The sequence below is a fragment of the Pricia antarctica genome, assembly GCF_900101815.1.
Lineage (GTDB): Bacteria > Bacteroidota > Bacteroidia > Flavobacteriales > Flavobacteriaceae > Pricia > Pricia antarctica.
In genome coordinates this window covers 46,145-63,477 of record NZ_FNAO01000010.1, presented here as the reverse complement: position 1 = coordinate 63,477, position 17,333 = coordinate 46,145, and the positions used below count along the sequence as shown (strand labels likewise).

Below are 17,333 nucleotides of genomic sequence, written 5' to 3'. Positions count from 1 at the left end.
ACTAATCTATAACAAATGAAATATTTTAAATCAATACCGTTTTTTATTTTAACTGTCTTTATAATTTCATGTGAAATAGCGTATGCACAAAAGGAAAATACGCTTATAAAATTGGAATCAAATGAAAATGCCCCAATAATCAGTAAACATATCTATGGTCATTTTGCCGAGCATTTGGGCAGGTGTATTTATGAGGGATTTTATGTTGGTGAAAATAGTACAATTCCTAATTCCGAAGGGGTACGAACAGATATCATTAATGCCTTAAAAGAATTGCAGATTCCGAATTTACGTTGGCCCGGGGGGTGTTTTGCGGACACCTATCATTGGATGGATGGAATAGGCGCTAAGGAGGATAGGCCTACTATCGTGAATACGTGGTGGGGCGGGGTAACCGAAGATAACAGTTTTGGCACACATAATTTTCTGAACCTTTGTGAAGAACTTGGTGCTGAGCCTTATTTATCCGGCAATGTGGGTAGTGGCGGTGTTCAGGAATTGGCAGACTGGGTGCAGTACACCAATTATAAAGGAACAAGCCCGATGTCCGATTTAAGACGCGAAAATGGTCGTGAAGAACCATGGACCGTTAAATATTGGGGAGTTGGTAATGAAGCATGGGGCTGCGGTGGTAACATGCGTCCGGAATACTATGTAGATATTTATAGAAAATACGCCACTTTTATGTCCGGAGCAGATGTGGACGGTGGACTCTATAAAATTGCATCAGGAGCTAGTAATGATGATTATAATTGGACCGAGGTTTTAATGAAAAATATTCCCAAAAACTTGTTACAAGGTGTAGCACTTCATCATTACTCTGTTATTGACTGGAATGCCAAAGGTTCGGATGTCGATTTTAATGAAGAAACCTATTTCAATTCCATGAAGGAATCTTGGTTGATGGAGGAACTTATTACCAAACATACCGCCATTATGGACAAGTATGATGCCAAGAAGGAAGTTGATCTAATTGTAGATGAATGGGGAGGATGGTATGATGTTGCCGAAGGTACCAATCCCGGATTTCTTTATCAGCAGAATACCATGCGAGATGCCATGATCGCCGGTATGAATCTGAACATTTTCAATAACCATGCAGACCGTGTAAAAATGGCAAATCTAGCACAAACCGTAAATGTATTACAAGCGGTCATTCTCACCGAAGATGAGAAAATGATTCTTACGCCAACTTATCATGTTATGAACATGTATAAAGTGCATCAAGATGCTACATTGATCCCGTTATCCTTTGATTCTCCTATGTACAAGTTCAAGGAAGCATCCTTACCTGCATTAACGGTTTCTGCTTCAAAAGATTCAAACGAAAAATTGCATATTTCATTTACCAATATCGATTCCAAAAATGGCAATACCGTATCTATTGATTTAAATGGTTTGAACGTGAAGAATCTTACTGGCTCCATACTGAGTTCAGATAGTTTGCAAGATCATAATACCTTTGAAAATCCCAATAAAATTATACCCAGAAATTTTGAGGATTTCAAATTTAAAAAGGGACTGTTGGAATTGACCATTCCTCCTTTTTCTGTACTAGTTTTAGAAGGTGTCAAATAAAACAATTATTGCATGTCTTCATCAAGTTGTTTAAGATTTTATAGACTACCTAAAAATTTAAAATGAACAGTTACGTCATAGGGTTGGATTATGGTACAGATTCCGTTAGGGCCGTACTCACGGATTCGTCCAATGGAAGGGAAATAGCTTCCGAAGTCCATTGGTACAAAAGGTGGAAGGATAAAAAATATTGCGACCCATCCATAAATCAGTTTAGGCAGCATCCCTTGGATCATATCGAAGGCTTGGAACATACCATAAAAACTATTGTATCTAAAAGTAATATCGAGACAAAACAAATAAAGGGAATCTGTATAGATACCACGGGATCTTCTCCTATGCCCATGACCAAAGATGGTGAACCGCTGGCCTTGACCAAAGGTTTTGAAGAAAATCCAAATGCCATGATGGTATTATGGAAAGACCATACCGCTATTTTGGAAGCAGATGAAATCAATCGACTTGCGGTCGATTGGGGTGGTGAGGATTTTACCAAATATGAAGGGGGCATCTATTCTTCGGAATGGTTCTGGGCCAAGATTTTACATGTGGCAAGGGTCGATGCAGCTGTGAAGGAAGCAGCATATACTTGGATGGAGCATTGTGATGCAATGACCTTTTTGATTTGTGATGAATCCAATTTGGACGCTTTTAAAAGAAGTCGGTGTGCCGCAGGGCATAAAGCGATGTGGCATGGGGACTGGGACGGATTACCACCTAAGGAATTTTTGTCGGGGCTGGACCCCTATTTGTCTGAATTGCGGGATAATCTTTATCAGGACACCTACACCTCCAATGAAATTGCGGGCCGGTTAAATCAGGAATGGGCGGACAAACTAGGTTTGACCACGGATACGATTATCGCGGTGGGGACATTTGATGCCCATGCAGGTGCCGTAGGTGCCAAAATTGAAGAGCATACGTTGGTGAGGGTTATGGGCACGTCTACCTGTGATATTATGGTGGCGACCTCGGCAGATGTTGATGGTAAAACCATAAAGGGGATTTGCGGGCAGGTAGATGGATCCGTTGTACCGGGATTGATCGGGTTGGAAGCGGGCCAATCGGCATTTGGCGATTTGTTGGCTTGGTTTAAGGATGTCCTTGCTTGGCCGATAGATAATTTGGTAATGACTTCCCAAATTCTTTCGGATCAACAGAAGCTGGAGTTAAAGGTAGAGATAGAACGCGATTTTATCACAAAACTTTCTGACGCCGCCGAAGGTATTCCGCTTTCGGAAAGTATCCCTACAGCATTGGATTGGATTAACGGTAGAAGGACCCCGGATGCCGATCAATATTTAAAAAGTGCCATTTCCAATTTGTCCTTAGGCAGTAAAGCACCCCATATTTTTAAGGCCTTGATCAACGCTATTTGTTTCGGGTCCAAAAAAATAGCGGACCGTTTTCAGGAAGAAGGTATTGCTATTCATACTGTTATAGGTATTGGTGGCGTAGCCAGAAAATCACCCTATATCATGCAAACCTTGGCGAACGTTATGAATATGCCTATAAAAGTGGCGGAATCAGATCAGGCACCCGCACTGGGTGCGGCGATTTACGCCGCCGTCGCCGCCGGAATTTATAAAGATGTGGTAACAGCCAGCCAACATATGGGAAGTGAATTTGAAGCGGAATATATGCCAGAAGCAAATGCGGTAAAGGAATATGAGCTGCTGATGGTTTCATACAATCAATTAGCGCGTTTTATGGAAAATAATTTGAATCAAAACAAATCACATGAGTTCAAAGTATAAAACCTTAAAAGAAGAATGCTACGAGGCTAATATGGAATTGAATGCCTTGGGTCTTGTCATCTATACTTTTGGAAATGTTAGTGCGGTCGATAGAAACGATGGTGTTTTTGCAATTAAGCCAAGCGGTGTCCCCTATGAGAATTTAAGACCGGAAGATATAGTAATCATCGATTTTGAGAATAACAAAATAGAGGGTGAAATGAGACCTTCGTCCGATACAAAAACCCATGCTTTTCTGTATAAAAGCTGGCAACATATCGGTGGAATCGCCCACACGCATGCCATGTACTCCGTTGCATGGGCCCAGGCTCAAATGGATATTCCTATTTTTGGCACGACCCACGCCGATCATTTAACAGCCGATATTCCATGCGCCCCTCCTATGAAGGATGAATTGATAGAAGGTGACTATGAACACAATACCGGCATCCAGATCCTGAATTGTTTCGAAGAGCGTGGTTTATCCCCATCGGAGGTAGAAATGGTACTTATAGGAAATCATGGTCCGTTCGCCTGGGGAAAAACTGCTGCCAAGGCCGTTTACAACAGTAAGGTCTTGGAGACGGTGGCACAGATGGCCTATTTGACATTGCAAATAAATCCCTCGGCCCCAAGGCTGAAGGAATCCATTATTAAAAAACATTACGAACGCAAGCACGGAAAAAATGCCTATTACGGGCAATAAATTGACTATTGTACTATGAATAAAATATTGGAGGATAAGGAAATTTGGTTTGTAACCGGCAGTCAACATTTGTACGGCCCGGAAACCTTGGAACAGGTGGCAAAGAACTCTCAAAAAATAGTGGAGGGTTTTAACACATCGAACCATATTCCCTTAAAAATTGTCTATAAACCAACGGTAAAAACGCCAAATGAAATAACGGATATTTGTTTGGAGGCCAGTTCAAGCAAAACCTGTATTGGTATCATTACATGGATGCATACGTTTTCCCCGGCCAAAATGTGGATCAAAGGATTGTCCGTACTCACGAAGCCTTTATGTCATCTGCACACCCAGTACAATGCCGAGGTGCCATGGGCATCCATTGATATGGATTTTATGAACCTGAACCAATCCGCACATGGGGACAGGGAATTCGGACATATGATGACCCGCATGCGCAAAAAGAGAAAAATCATCGTTGGTCATTGGGAAGAAGACAGGCTACAAAATAAATTGGGGAATTGGATTCGCGTAGCCATGGGCTGGAACGAGTTCCAGAATTTAAAAGTGGCTAGGATCGGGGATAACATGAGGGAGGTCTCTGTGACCGATGGCGATAAGGTGGAAGCACAGCTACGTTTTGGATTTTCAGTGAATGGATATGATTCTTCCGACGTTACAAATCATATTGAAAAATTGTCGGAGGATGAGGTGGATTCCTTGGTGGAGCAATATGAAAAGGAGTACAGTTTGGCAGAAGATGTATTACCTGACGGCAAAATGCGCCGTTCTTTGATCGATGCAGCCCGAATAGAATTGGGCTTAAGATCTTTTTTGGATGCAGGCGGATTTAAGGCGTTTACCGATACTTTTGAAAATTTAGGCGATCTAAAACAACTGCCCGGTATTGCCACACAACGCTTAATGGCAGATGGGTATGGCTTTGGCGCGGAGGGCGATTGGAAAACGGCAGCTCTGTTGCGCGCTCTTAAGGTGATGGCCAAAGGTTTGCCTGGCGGAACCTCCTTTATGGAAGACTACACCTATCACTTTACGCCTCAAAAAGCTTATGTCATGGGTTCGCATATGTTGGAAATCTGTCCTTCGATTGCGGTTGCAAAACCCTCCTGTGAAGTTCATCCTTTGGGAATTGGCGGTAAGGAAGACCCCGTACGTTTGGTTTTCAATTCTCCCGCTGGCCCTGCCATAAATGTGTCGCTGGTGGATCTGGGAAACAGGTTTCGGTTGATCGTTAACGAAGTGGAAGCGGTGGCACCAATGGGCGAGTTGCCCAAATTGCCGGTGGCCCGTGTACTTTGGGACGCTAAACCTAACCTGGAGATTGCGGCCACCTCATGGATACTGGCCGGGGGTGCCCACCATACGGTGTATACACAAGCGCTTACCACCGAATTTATTGAGGATTTTGCTGAATTGGCAGGTATTGAAGTAGTGGTGATCGACAAGAATACGACCATACGGCAATTCAAAGAACTTTTGAATGCCAATGAAGCGTACTATCATTTATTCCAACATAATATGTAATTTCAATAAACCATCCCTATGAAACCATTAGACACATTAGATTGGATCAGTATTTCTCTTTATTTTTTAGTGCTTGCCGGAATAGCCGTTTGGGTCATAAGAAAGAAGGAGGACAATACGGAAGATTATTTTTTGGCCGGCAGAAATATAGGTTGGTTTGTGGTCGGGGCATCTATTTTTGCGTCAAATATCGGATCAGAACATGTTGTAGGTCTGGCGGGTACGGGTGCCAGTAATAAGTTGCCTTTATTGATTTATGAAATCCAGGCTTGGGTAGTTCTTATTCTAGGATGGGTATTTTTGCCATTTTATGCGAGAAGTGGGGTATTTACGATGCCCGAATTCCTGGAAAAGCGATTTGATGCCAGATCGAGGTGGTTATTGTCCATTTTTTCCATTGTAGCGTATGTACTGACAAAGATATCGGTAACCATCTATGCAGGTGGTGTTGTGGTTTCAGCGCTTTTGGGAATCGATTTTTGGACAGGTGCGATAGCCACCGTAATCTTAACTGGTATTTATACGATTTTAGGAGGTATGCGCGCAGTGGTGTATACAGAGACCTTGCAGGCAGTTCTTTTGATTCTAGGGGCGGCAATTCTTACCTATATTGGATTGGATAGGGTAGGGGGTTGGAGCAGTATGCAGGAAACTTTGGGACCTGAGTATTTTAATATGTGGCGTCCTGCGACGGACCCTGATTTTCCCTGGCCCTCTCTGCTTATTACGAGTACCATAGTCGGGATTTGGTACTGGTGTACGGATCAATATATTGTACAGCGCGCCCTAACGGCACGAAATATTAAGGAAGGAAGACGGGGTACCATATTTGGCGCATTGTTAAAATTATTACCCGTGTTTCTGTTCCTCATCCCGGGTGTAATAGCACTTACCTTAAAAATGAGGGGCGAGTTACAGTGGGATAATCCAGATGAAGCTTTTCCGGTATTAATGAGTAATCTTTTGCCTTCCGGGTTAAGAGGGTTGGTTGCAGCCGGACTTTTAGCGGCATTAATGAGCTCGTTGGCATCGGTATTCAACTCGTGTTCCACTTTGTTCACGGTCGATATCTATAAAAAATTAAGACCAAATGCTCCAGAAAAAAAATTAGTGCGTACAGGTCAAATAGCAACTGTTTTTGTAGTCATTGTCGGGATTATTTGGATTCCTATTATGGCAAATATTTCAGGGGTTCTCTATGAATATCTACAGAGCGTACAGTCCTACATCGCACCTCCTATTACGGCTGTATTTATTCTAGGTATATTTTATAAAAGGATAAATGCGACTGGGGCAATTTCAACTTTGGTAATGGGAATAGTTGTAGCCGTTTTACGGATTGTCCTGGAACTAGTAAAGGATAATCTCGATCCAGATGGATTCTTGTTCAAAATAGGGGATATGAACTTCCTAAGCTTTGGGGCGTGGTTCTTTTTGTTCTGCTTACTATTCCTAACAGTAGTTAGTCTGCTGACGAAGGCACCGGATAAAGAGAAAATAATAAACCTCACTTTTGGGACCATAACCGAAGAGGAAAAACAGAATAACAAAAACAGTTATAATTGGTTGGATATTGCCATATCTATACTGATTATCATCATCGTAGCCGGAGTGATGGTATTTTTTAATGGTTCGTAGGCTTAAGAGGGTTTAGATTGTCGGAAAGTGCTCTCAGGTATCTCATTATGCCTTATATTAGTATTAATCTCATGTGCTTCATCTAATTTGGTGGCTTATAACAATGGGATTGGCACCTGCGGTATTTGGAACGTTGATGAAAATTACCGGAACCATTCCGGGCTCTTATTTACACGTAAGGCCAACGGATAAAACGGCAGAATCTTTGGTCGTCAATAAACAGGCACATGTATAAACCTATCATTAAATACTACACTATCTTATGAAAAATTCTAGAAGAGATTTTATTTCAAAATCAGTCATTGCAGGTGCAGGATTAGGTTTGGTATCCTCAGCGGCATATGGCACGGAATATCAAAAGGCAATAGATACAAACCCTAAATTATCTGCACCATCAGATTTGAAAATCACAGAAGTGAAATGTGGTTATATACGGCAGGGTAGTGGGTTATTCGTGAAAATACATACCAACCAGGGAATTTACGGATGTGGAGAAGGGGTGGATGCAGTTCAAGGCACCTATCATCTTGTCCAAATGTTTGGAAGAAGATTAAAAGACCAAAGTCCCTTTAACGTTCATAAAATTTTTGAGGATATCCGCAGAGGAGGTCATTTTGGGGGAGCACAATCAGGAATGTACGTTGCCGTACTTTCGGCTATTGAGACCGCCTTATGGGATTTATCGGGAAAGGCACTTGATTTACCGGTTTACCAATTACTTGGCGGTAAATTTCGTGATAAAGTTAGGGTTTACTGTGATACGGCATTGTATCGTGTTAAATTCCCTTCCCCTGAAGATTTTGCTACTGCAGCAAAAGAAGCCATCAACAACTGGGGTTTTAATGCCTTGAAATTCGATTTGGATTACGCAAGCGACCCTGATAAATATGACCGTTATAACTGGACAGCCAGTCCCGGTGAAATTATTAGAATGTATGATCAACTGGCCGCAGTGAGGGAAGCTGTTGGGCCAAAAATTGACCTTTGTGTAGATATGCACGGGCGTTATGATCATGTAACCGCCCAGACCATCGCCAAAAAGGTAGAAGATCTTAACCTGACATGGTTAGAAGAACCGATCCCGGCAGAAAACTTTGATGCTTTTAAAACCCTTGCAGAGGAAACCAGTACGCCAATTTCGGCAGGTGAAAACGTGTATCTCGGTCACGGATTTAAACAGTTGTTGGATAATGGTGTAGACATCATCATGCCGGATCTGCAAAAATGTGGTGGGCTTGGAGAAGGACAACGCATTGCAAATCTTGCCAATTTATATTATGTGCCTTTTTCACCACATATGGTGGCTTCCTTTTTAGGAGCCATGGCGTGTGCACATGTTTGTGCCTCAGTTCCTAATTTTCATTTAATGGAGTGGCAATCCTATTTCCATACAGATCCGATGTTCAAAGAAATAGTTACCTATGATGAAGCGGATTGGGTAAAAGATGGTTTTGTAAGCGTTTCTAACAAACCTGGCATTGGAGTGGATATAAATGAGGAAGCCATGCGGAAATATGCGCCAGAAGGAATACCATTTTTCGAATAAAATAGAATTACTCAAATAGATACAATTATGTTACGAAAAAGATACATTTTATTTTTGGTTCTTATAGGTCTGACAACGCAAGTAATGGGTCAACAGATTAGCAAGGAAGAACTTATTTTTTTAACTCAAGAGTGGAAGGGAGAACGATTTGATGATGGAAGGCCAAAGGTATCGGACGATATTTTGAAAAGGATGAAATCCGTTAGCGTCGAGGAAGCTTGGGCAGTTATGAAGAATGATGGATATCGTTATCAAATCGCAGAAGACTGGAAATTGATTAATCCAGATAGTGTTCTGGTAGGCCGTGCGGTTACTGCAACCTTTATGCCAGGTCGCCCCGATGTTTGGAAAGCAATCGATGATAGGGGAAAGGCCCAAGGTAAAAGAGGGCAAAATACATGGCCGGTAGATATTTTACAAAAGGGTGATGTTTATGTAGCTGACCAATTTGGTGCTGATAAAGACGGTCCTACCATCGGTGATAATGTGGGGAACGCTATTTTTACAAAAACGGGTAATGGAATAGTGTATGACGGTGCATTACGGGATGTGGAGGGCCTTATGGAAATTGGTGGATTTACTTCCTTTTATACCAGTTACGATGCATCTCACCATAACCCCCCTGGGGATTTGAACACCATGCTTGTGGGTATTAACCAACCCACTCGAATTAGAACGGTAACTGTAATGCCTGGGGATGTCGTTTTAGGAAAGATGGGTGTAGTGACCTTTATTCCGCCACATTTGGCCGAGAAGGTGGTGACAACTTCAGAGGTTGTGCGTTTACGTGATATGTTCGGTCATGAACGCATAAGACAGGGAACATACACTGCTGGGCAAATTGATACGCGTTGGGCCGATGCAATTGAAAAGGACTTCAGCAAATGGCTTAACGAGCATATTGACGAGCTTCCTGTTTCAAAGGAACAGATTCAAGAAATTTTAAAGAAGAGAACCTGGTAACGAGGTTTAGACTTTCCTCAAAAAGATATAAGATATAATGGTTCTGTAATTAGGAATGTTTGATCAATCATAATGTCAAAAAGTAAACTGTCTTTATTTTTTTGTGCCATTCTAACGATTTTAGTGACAATTGTGGGATGTGAGCCTCATACAAAAGAAGTTGCGAAACACAATACATGGTCGCAATATGGAGGAAGTCCTGATCAATCCAAATTTTTTGAGTCGCCTGGCATTACCAAATCCAACGTTGCACAGATGAAAGTGTTATGGAACTATCCGTCGGGGGATGATCGTTTCTATTTTTTTAGTCCCATAATTGTTGATAGCACCATGTACGTGTTAGGTAAAAATAGTTCTCTCATTGCGATACATGCGAAGACCGGCGAAGAACTGTGGATTCATACGGATCTTCCCGGTATTACGCGAAGGGGAATCAATTATTGGGAAAGCGAGGATAAAAAGGACAAAAGATTGTTGTTTACATTGAACAATTCCATTCAGGCTATAGATGCGGACACTGGAAAATCCATTTTAGATTTTGGTGCTGAAGGATATGTAGATCTTAGGGAAGGACTGGATAGAGATCCAACATCGGTTACAAGAATTCAATCCATGATGCCCGGAGTAATTTATGATGACCTTTTGATATTAGGTTCAGCACCTGGTGAAGCTTACTTTTCTCCACCAGGCCACATAAGGGCGTATAACGTTGTAACCGGCAAATTGGAATGGATATTTCATACAATACCCCACCCGGGAGAATATGGTTACGAAACGTGGCCTAAAAATGCATATAAATACGTAGGTGGAACCAACGTCTGGAGTGAAATATCTGTAGATACGGAAAGGGGAATTGCCTATTTACCCATTGGTTCGCCTACTTATGACTACTACGGCGCCGATAGATTGGGGAGCAATCTTTTTGCTAATTCCTTGGTCGCTGTGGACGCCAGAACGGGGGAAAGAATTTGGCATTACCAAACAGTTCACCATGATCTTTGGGACTATGATCTTTCACCGGCTCCACAATTGCTCACCGTAGCTAAGGATGGTAAAAAAATAGATGCTGTTGCGATTGCAACAAAGCACGGATTTGTTTTCGTGTTTGATCGGGTAACGGGAAAACCTTTATTTCCTATCGAGGAAAAACCGTTTCCCAAAAGTGAAATGGCAGGCGAGGAATCTTGGCCGACCCAACCCATAACCTCACTACCAAGATTTACGAGACAACAGGTGACCAAGGAAAATTTGAACCCTTTCTTTTCAGACAGCCTTAGACAAGATTGGTTACAACGATTGGATTCTGCCAAATCTGGTCTGTATGTGCCGCCTTCCGATACTTATGAGACCATAATGATGCCGGGTGCATTGGGCGGTGCCAATTATGGAAACACTGCGGCAGACCCGCGTAACGGAATAATGTATATTCAGACCCAGGAATATGCGTCAACCTATAGATTGAATAAGGTTGAACCACCAAAAAGAGAACTTACGGCTAATGATGTAGATAAGGTTAAATCGCTCTACGGTTCTACTTGTATAGCTTGCCATGGTCCAAATATGGAGGGCGGTGCTGGCCCTTCCCTTAAAAACCTGGGACATCATATGTTTTATGAGGAATTCAGGAATACCGTAATCAATGGAAAAGGGGTAATGCCAGGCTTGGTTCATGTGGATGAAGCCTCTTTAAAAGCTTTGTTTCAATTTCTTGGCGGTGACCCTGAGCGTAGAAATTTTAGACGCGGAGAGCAACAAGCACAACCGGTAGAAGGACCTGTAGTAGCTTCAGGTGGGGCGTCCATCCCAGTAGATGCCCAGAGGGGTGCACCAATGGAAGACTATCCGGAAGATGTTGAGCATCCGGAAATACGATATACCACAGATTATGGTCTGGACTGGCCAGGATTAATAGATCCACCCTGGTCCTCCATTTTGGCCTATGACCTTAATTCCGGAAAAATTAAATGGCGCAGACCTATCGGGATAGATTCCTTATACGTACAAGGTGATGAAACAAAAGGTGCTCCCAATGGTACGCAGCGAAAAGGTATGGTGGTTACCTCTACAGGAATTGTATTTGCAACGGCGAAAGGAGGTAAGGTTTATGCTTTTGATGCTGAAAATGGTAAGGTGCTTTGGGAAACGACTTTAAGCCATGAGACCAATGCACAACCTAGTATGTTTACTTTGGACGGTAAGGAATACTTAGTGATCAACGCTACTTCTAATTTCAGGAGCGATAGTTATGACCATTCCAAAAAGCCTGGCGCAATACCCAAGGGTTACGTGGTTTATGGTATACCGGAAAGGAAGTAAACTTTGCGCTGTACATATTCTTTTGATTCTATTTTAATAAGAAGCACATTTTAAATACCTAATTATGAAATCGATTCTAAGTTTTCTACTTTGCCTGATTGGCAGTATAGGTTTTGCCCAAAATTTAAGTAAAAGAATTATTCACAATGATCCTTCTACATACAGGGAATTGGATAATGTACATGCGGGCGCCGGTAAAATGGGATTTACACAGTTAATAGGTCGCAATGATCTCGCAACCAATTTCCTATATCTTCATTCCGGAGTTATTCAACCCAAATCTGGAATTGGCCACCATTTTCATCATACCATTGAAGAAATGTATGTTATCCTTGATGGAGAGGCAGAATTTACCGTAAACGGAAGAACTTCAAAAATTAAGGGTCCGGCCTTGGTGCCATGTAAATTGGGTGATTCCCATGGAATTTATAATACTTCCGGGAAACCCTTAAAATGGCTCAATTTTGCGGTAAGTCTAGAAAAAGGTCAAGGAGATGCGTTTGATCTAGCAGATGATCGGGTGGGTGCTAAAATGGATCATACTCCCGTTTTTGTTTCTTCAAGCCTAGACAAGAACTTACTTAAATCCGATGATGCCAACAATAAAGAAAATGGGATTTTATCTAAGCGAGTTTTGGGACCTGAGGTATTCAAAACCGATTGGCACCATGTAGACTATATAACGATACCATCAGGCAAATCAACACAAAAAGACACACTTGAAGGGGTAGAGGAAGTGTATTACGTTATTAATGGGAATGGTTCGGTTACAGTTGGTTCAGAGTCCGTTACTATTAAAAAGGATGATTCCTTCCACGTTGGTCTGGGAGAAGATGTTTCATGGTCTACCAGCGGTAATGAGAATCTTGAATTGCTAGTAATCGGTATTGCAGCTTCAAAGAAAAGTGGACGGGCAATTTCCAAACCTTTGGAGCAACCTAAAGCTATGGCATTGCAAATGGATTTTGTGGTGGACATAAAAAATGCAGCCGCATTCGAAAAAATGTATTATTCCATCTATTTGCCTGCTATGGTGGTTCAAGAGGGATACCTGAGCTCCAAATTACTTCGTCTTTTTCCAAAGGACTTATCCAAGGAAATTCAAGCGGAGCCTACTACCTTCAATTATCAAATACAAATAGTATTTAATACCGAGGAAAATCGCAGAAAATGGGTAGCTAGTGACCAACATCAGATTGCTTGGCCCGCCGCTTCCGGACTTGCCAAGGAATTTAAATGGCGAGGCTATGATGTAATGGGTGATGATGTACAGGATTGACCAAATTTCTTGGCTTATTAGAGATAATTTACATAGCCTGTCTGTTGGGTACGTATCTTATATACTTTATCATAACTTACTATATAAAGCGTCTTCATATCCTCGTCACCAAAACCTAAACTCACCGGAAACGAGGGAAGGTTTATAATACCGACAAAAGAACCCTCTGAATCAAATATTTGTACACCTAGATAAGTGGCCACGTAAATATTTCCTTGAGTATCTATGGCCATACCATCGGCACTGGAAGATTTACCCTTACGGTCCAGAACATTGCCGGGTAAACGTAATTCTGTAAACTTACGGCCGTTAGCAATTGTGCCATCGTCGTTTACATCATAGGCCCAAACAAAATTTTCTTTGGAACTGTTTACGGGATACCATGTTTCATCATCATAACAATTGTTGATATAAAGTGTTTTTCCATCCGAGGATAATAAAATTCCATTGGGCATGGCAAATTCATTTGGCTCTACCACTCTTGTCACATCCAACTTTGGAGAGACATAATAAACGGCTCGGCCCGGTTGAAATTTTTCGGCTTCCATAGTGAATTGGGGGTCGGTAAAATAAATTCCTCCTTTGGTATCTGTAATAATATCGTTAGGACCGTCTATCGGTTTTCCATCATAAGAATCGGCAATGACCCGAACCACTTTGCCAGTAGTGGTCATTTCCACCACCCGATGACCCATCATGTCACAGACCAATAAATTATCATTTTTGTAGGGATATAATCCGTTCGCCTGCATTTTTCCTTCCGTAATATTTTGATATGACCCGTTCGAATCCATAGCCACGATGGAACTTCTTTTGGGATCTGCATTCCAATTCTGGTCGAAATACATGTTGGAGAAATAGAGTTTACCGTTCATCCATTTGGGGCCTTCACTAAATGTTAATGTCGGTTCTGTTTTTGAACCATCAATAATTAATTCCGGCATGTTTCCTTCAGGAATAATCTCATGGTACTTTTTTAGGGCTGATTGTTGTTTTGCGGAATAGTCTTCACGTACTGGCCAAAATATATCTACTGCATCGTAGCCGCGTTCGCCTGCCGCACTCGAATGTATTAAATTTCCAGGCACATGGACTATGTCATGTTGTTCCAAATCTAGTTCGGTATCCAAAAGGGTTTGCTTAAGGGAGCCCCTTAATAAAAGGGTCATTTGTTCCTCTGGATGAATATGCAAAGGTATTCTAGTATTTGGGTCCGATGAAACAAAACTAAGTTGTATGCCATCCAAAGTAATCAATCTAGAAAAAACTCCTGGCGAAAGTTGGGTCAGCTGAATGTTGAACAGGTCATAAATTTCGTTTGGAGAAACGGTAGGTTCAAGCTTTGAATTTACCACTTTCATTTTTGAGGGAACATCTGAAATCCCCATTTTATTTAAATAATCAAGACGTATAGGGCTATAGATTTCCATAAGTTTCGCTCCCGAATCCCCTGCAATGAATTCGCTTTCACTACCTTTTTTTTGATAAATAAAATCTTGCTGCGGTGTTCCGTTATGTGTGCCATCAGGTTCTTCCCTTTTTTTAGCGGTCATCATGCGTTTACTACCATTTATAATTAAATGACCGGAACCCTCCATAACCATTAAAAAACGATTCGCCGGTAAATTTTCTTTTGGAATAATAGCATTAGGGTCCAGCGTTAACATGCTCGTCAAATTACCATTGCCCCAGAAAATTTTAGATATTACGCCGGAGTGAAGTTCTAAACTATCCAAATTATTGATATTCATTGGATTTCCGAATTCCAAATTCGGGACAAGGGTTGAGGTAGGTAAGTCCTGAAGTTCCCTTATCGTGAACCCATTGTCCTTAATTAATTCTGAATTCCGCTTTTCCCACTCAGGCTTGGTAGATGAATTGCACCCAAAATTAAAGATGACGACAATACCCAATATCTTATAAAGTACTTTTTTAGCTATTGAAATACGAGACATAAATTTGGATTTTAAGGTGGGATTTAATCGTTCGAGTTCAATTATAATGCAAGCTTATTAATAGTACTATTTGAACAAGTGAATTTGATTTATAAAGTTATAGAATGCAAATGTTTATAAAATAGTTAAGCATCATTCAGGTTTTATTGTTGAAATAACAACTGAGCAAAGGTATAAAGGTCATGCCGCCATACTGGCCACGAATGTCCTCCTGGATATTCGCTATATTCATATTTAATTCCCAAGTCATCAAACTTTTTCATCATTACCTTACAATTTTTATAGGCAATATCTTCCTCGCCGCCCATTGAGATAAAAAAGTTTTTAAGGTTATCATTTATGGTTGCGCTATTTTCTTGCATAAAGCTATATTCTGGATCGGACAGTTCTGTATTATCCGCGAACCAACCCGAACTAAAAACCCCTAAATGAGCGAACATATCGGTATTTTGAACACCGACATGCAAGGTTTGCAATCCGCCCATGGAGAGACCTGCCAAAGCCCTGTTTTGGGCATCCGTCTTTACACGATACCTGTTTTCAACAAATGGTATTGCCCCTCGCTTAAGTTCATTTTCAAAAGCTTTGAGCGAATTTTCATTGAAGCCACCAATTCCTTCCGCACCGGATACATTACCATCTAGCATGGCAATAATCATGGGTTTGGCCTTGTTTTCGGCAATCAGGTTATCTAAGATTAAATTGGCTTTTCCTTGGTTGGCCCAACCCCGTTGGTCTTCTCCGCCACCATGCATCAAGTAGAGTACAGGATACTTTTCCGAAGATGTATCATAGTTGGGTGGTGTATAAACATACATTTCCCGCCATGAGCGTGAAGCTTCGGAGTAGTACTTATTTATCCGAATATCCCCATGTGGAACATCCTTCAAACCATAGTATTCATCTCCCATGAATGGAATCTCAATTCCACTTGCCATACGGCCCATACCATAAAAAGATTCACTTGCCGGGTCCGCAACGGCGACACCATCGATTAACAGGGAATAGTAATGAATACCTTCTGTGATGGAGTCCGTGGTAACGGTCCAAAAACCTTCCTCATCCTTGACCATATCGTATTTTTTACCAAGGTCTATTTGCAACTGCTTGGCATCCGGAGCCTTGGTTTTGAAAATAACGCGCTTATCCGGAAGTATCTGTGGATAGGCTGCATTGCGTATGTTGGTGCTTGCGGGTAATCCCAGAACGCTATACTTGTTGAATAACCCTTTATTAACAGGTTTAAATAACAATTGAGAGAACATATAAAGGTCATTTTTCCACACTTCAAAATCATGTCCGCCCGGTTCCACATAAAAAATATGGGGAACATCATGATGGTTTAGATAATCACTAGTTCTTTTACTGAATGGCATGAGACCGTCCGCATCCCCACAACTAATCCATAATACTTGTAATTCTTTGCCTTTCTCTGGATTAGGCAGCAATTCTTCAGGCACTTTAGTATTCGGTGCCGATGAGAATGCACCTACCCATGAAAATGTATCCAAGTTTCCTAATCCGAAATTAAGGGTCTGTCCACCACCCATTGAAAGTCCTGCAATGGCTCGGTGCTCCTTGTCCTTATAGACTTTGAATTTTTTCTCGACAAACGGAATCAAATCGTTCAATAAATCCTTTTCAAAAGTTGCAAAAGCAGCCACTTTGTCTTCGGCAAAAATATTACCAATGGCACGGTCATCCTTCATTGCTCGACCATTGGGCATGACCACGATCATTGGTTCCAATTTTCCGTCAGCATAGAGATTATCAAAAATCACCTCTGGAGTTCCATTTTTCAACCATTCTTTTTCATCACCACCAATGCCGTGTAACAAATACAGCACCGGATATTTTTTTGATTTCTTATACCCTGGGGGTGTATAAATTAGTGCTTTCCGGTCCGTGCCCACAGTTTTAGATGTATAGGTAACGCTATCTATTTTTCCTTTGCGGATGGAACTTTTGGCTTCATCAAATCCTTTTGGGGCATGTTTTTCAAGGACCTGTCCGCTCACAAAAGAGTAGGAGAGAAGTAATGAAAAGAACAGAGGCGCAATTTTTTTTATCATGGTTAAATGTGTTAAAA

At 41.5% G+C, this 17,333-nt stretch carries 11 protein-coding genes; 9 read left to right on the top strand and 2 right to left on the bottom strand.

The window, feature by feature from the left end:
* The first annotated feature begins 15 nt into the window (after window positions 1–15).
* The 9 genes from BLT07_RS18280 to BLT07_RS18240 all read left to right on the top strand — a co-directional run bounded on the left by BLT07_RS18280 (window position 16) and on the right by BLT07_RS18240 (window position 13,289).
* Window positions 16–1,578, top strand: a complete 1,563-nt coding sequence (locus BLT07_RS18280; protein WP_091873212.1) for an alpha-N-arabinofuranosidase — start codon at window positions 16–18, stop codon at window positions 1,576–1,578.
* Window positions 1,579–1,640: 62 nt separating this feature from the next.
* Entirely contained in the window at window positions 1,641–3,335 is a 1,695-nt protein-coding gene (locus BLT07_RS18275) for a ribulokinase (RefSeq protein WP_091873208.1), read from the top strand.
* Entirely contained in the window at window positions 3,319–4,020 is a 702-nt protein-coding gene (locus BLT07_RS18270; RefSeq protein ID WP_091873203.1) for an L-ribulose-5-phosphate 4-epimerase, read from the top strand. Before BLT07_RS18275 ends, BLT07_RS18270 begins: the two co-directional genes overlap by 17 nt.
* Before the next feature lie 15 nt (window positions 4,021–4,035).
* On the top strand, window positions 4,036–5,547 hold the full coding sequence (gene araA, locus BLT07_RS18265; RefSeq protein ID WP_091873199.1) for an L-arabinose isomerase: 1,512 nt from the start codon (window positions 4,036–4,038) through the stop codon (window positions 5,545–5,547).
* A gap of 18 nt (window positions 5,548–5,565) precedes the next feature.
* Window positions 5,566–7,185: a sodium:solute symporter gene (locus tag BLT07_RS18260; RefSeq protein ID WP_091873195.1), complete on the top strand. Its 1,620-nt coding sequence runs from the start codon at window positions 5,566–5,568 to the stop codon at window positions 7,183–7,185.
* Between the two features lie 262 nt (window positions 7,186–7,447).
* Entirely contained in the window at window positions 7,448–8,731 is a 1,284-nt protein-coding gene (locus BLT07_RS18255; RefSeq protein ID WP_091873192.1) for a mandelate racemase/muconate lactonizing enzyme family protein, read from the top strand.
* 27 nt (window positions 8,732–8,758) lie between these two features.
* Window positions 8,759–9,694, top strand: coding sequence for an RraA family protein (locus BLT07_RS18250; RefSeq protein ID WP_091873189.1), 936 nt, complete (start codon window positions 8,759–8,761; stop codon window positions 9,692–9,694).
* 72 nt (window positions 9,695–9,766) lie between these two features.
* A complete protein-coding gene (locus tag BLT07_RS18245) occupies window positions 9,767–12,010 on the top strand; it encodes an outer membrane protein assembly factor BamB family protein (RefSeq protein ID WP_091873184.1) in 2,244 nt (747 codons plus the stop codon).
* A 64-nt stretch (window positions 12,011–12,074) separates the two neighbouring features.
* Complete coding sequence (locus tag BLT07_RS18240; RefSeq protein ID WP_091873181.1) at window positions 12,075–13,289, top strand: cupin domain-containing protein; 1,215 nt, start codon at window positions 12,075–12,077, stop codon at window positions 13,287–13,289.
* 17 nt (window positions 13,290–13,306) lie between these two features.
* Here BLT07_RS18240 and BLT07_RS18235 read toward each other — a convergent pair whose 3' ends face one another.
* Both BLT07_RS18235 and BLT07_RS18230 read right to left on the bottom strand, forming a co-directional pair.
* Window positions 13,307–15,244 carry an SMP-30/gluconolactonase/LRE family protein gene (locus BLT07_RS18235; protein WP_091873178.1) on the bottom strand — a complete coding sequence of 646 codons (1,938 nt, stop codon included), beginning with the start codon at window positions 15,242–15,244 and terminating at the stop codon, window positions 13,307–13,309.
* Between the two features lie 143 nt (window positions 15,245–15,387).
* Complete coding sequence (locus BLT07_RS18230) at window positions 15,388–17,316, bottom strand: alpha/beta hydrolase-fold protein (protein ID WP_091873174.1); 1,929 nt, start codon at window positions 17,314–17,316, stop codon at window positions 15,388–15,390.
* Window positions 17,317–17,333: the final 17 nt, after the last annotated feature.

Excerpts from the sequence above, each read along its gene's own strand:
- BLT07_RS18250 (WP_091873189.1), top strand. The coding sequence starts at position 8,759 with ATGTTACGAAAAAGATACATTTTATTTTTGGTTCTTATAGGTCTGACA.
- BLT07_RS18270 (WP_091873203.1), top strand. The coding sequence starts at position 3,319 with ATGAGTTCAAAGTATAAAACCTTAAAAGAAGAATGCTACGAGGCTAAT.
- araA (WP_091873199.1), top strand. The coding sequence starts at position 4,036 with ATGAATAAAATATTGGAGGATAAGGAAATTTGGTTTGTAACCGGCAGT.
- BLT07_RS18280 (WP_091873212.1), top strand. The coding sequence starts at position 16 with ATGAAATATTTTAAATCAATACCGTTTTTTATTTTAACTGTCTTTATA.
- BLT07_RS18260 (WP_091873195.1), top strand. The coding sequence starts at position 5,566 with ATGAAACCATTAGACACATTAGATTGGATCAGTATTTCTCTTTATTTT.
- BLT07_RS18230 (WP_091873174.1), bottom strand. The coding sequence starts at position 17,316 with ATGATAAAAAAAATTGCGCCTCTGTTCTTTTCATTACTTCTCTCCTAC.
- BLT07_RS18245 (WP_091873184.1), top strand. The coding sequence starts at position 9,767 with ATGTCAAAAAGTAAACTGTCTTTATTTTTTTGTGCCATTCTAACGATT.
- BLT07_RS18235 (WP_091873178.1), bottom strand. The coding sequence starts at position 15,244 with ATGTCTCGTATTTCAATAGCTAAAAAAGTACTTTATAAGATATTGGGT.
- BLT07_RS18255 (WP_091873192.1), top strand. The coding sequence starts at position 7,448 with ATGAAAAATTCTAGAAGAGATTTTATTTCAAAATCAGTCATTGCAGGT.
- BLT07_RS18275 (WP_091873208.1), top strand. The coding sequence starts at position 1,641 with ATGAACAGTTACGTCATAGGGTTGGATTATGGTACAGATTCCGTTAGG.
- BLT07_RS18240 (WP_091873181.1), top strand. The coding sequence starts at position 12,075 with ATGAAATCGATTCTAAGTTTTCTACTTTGCCTGATTGGCAGTATAGGT.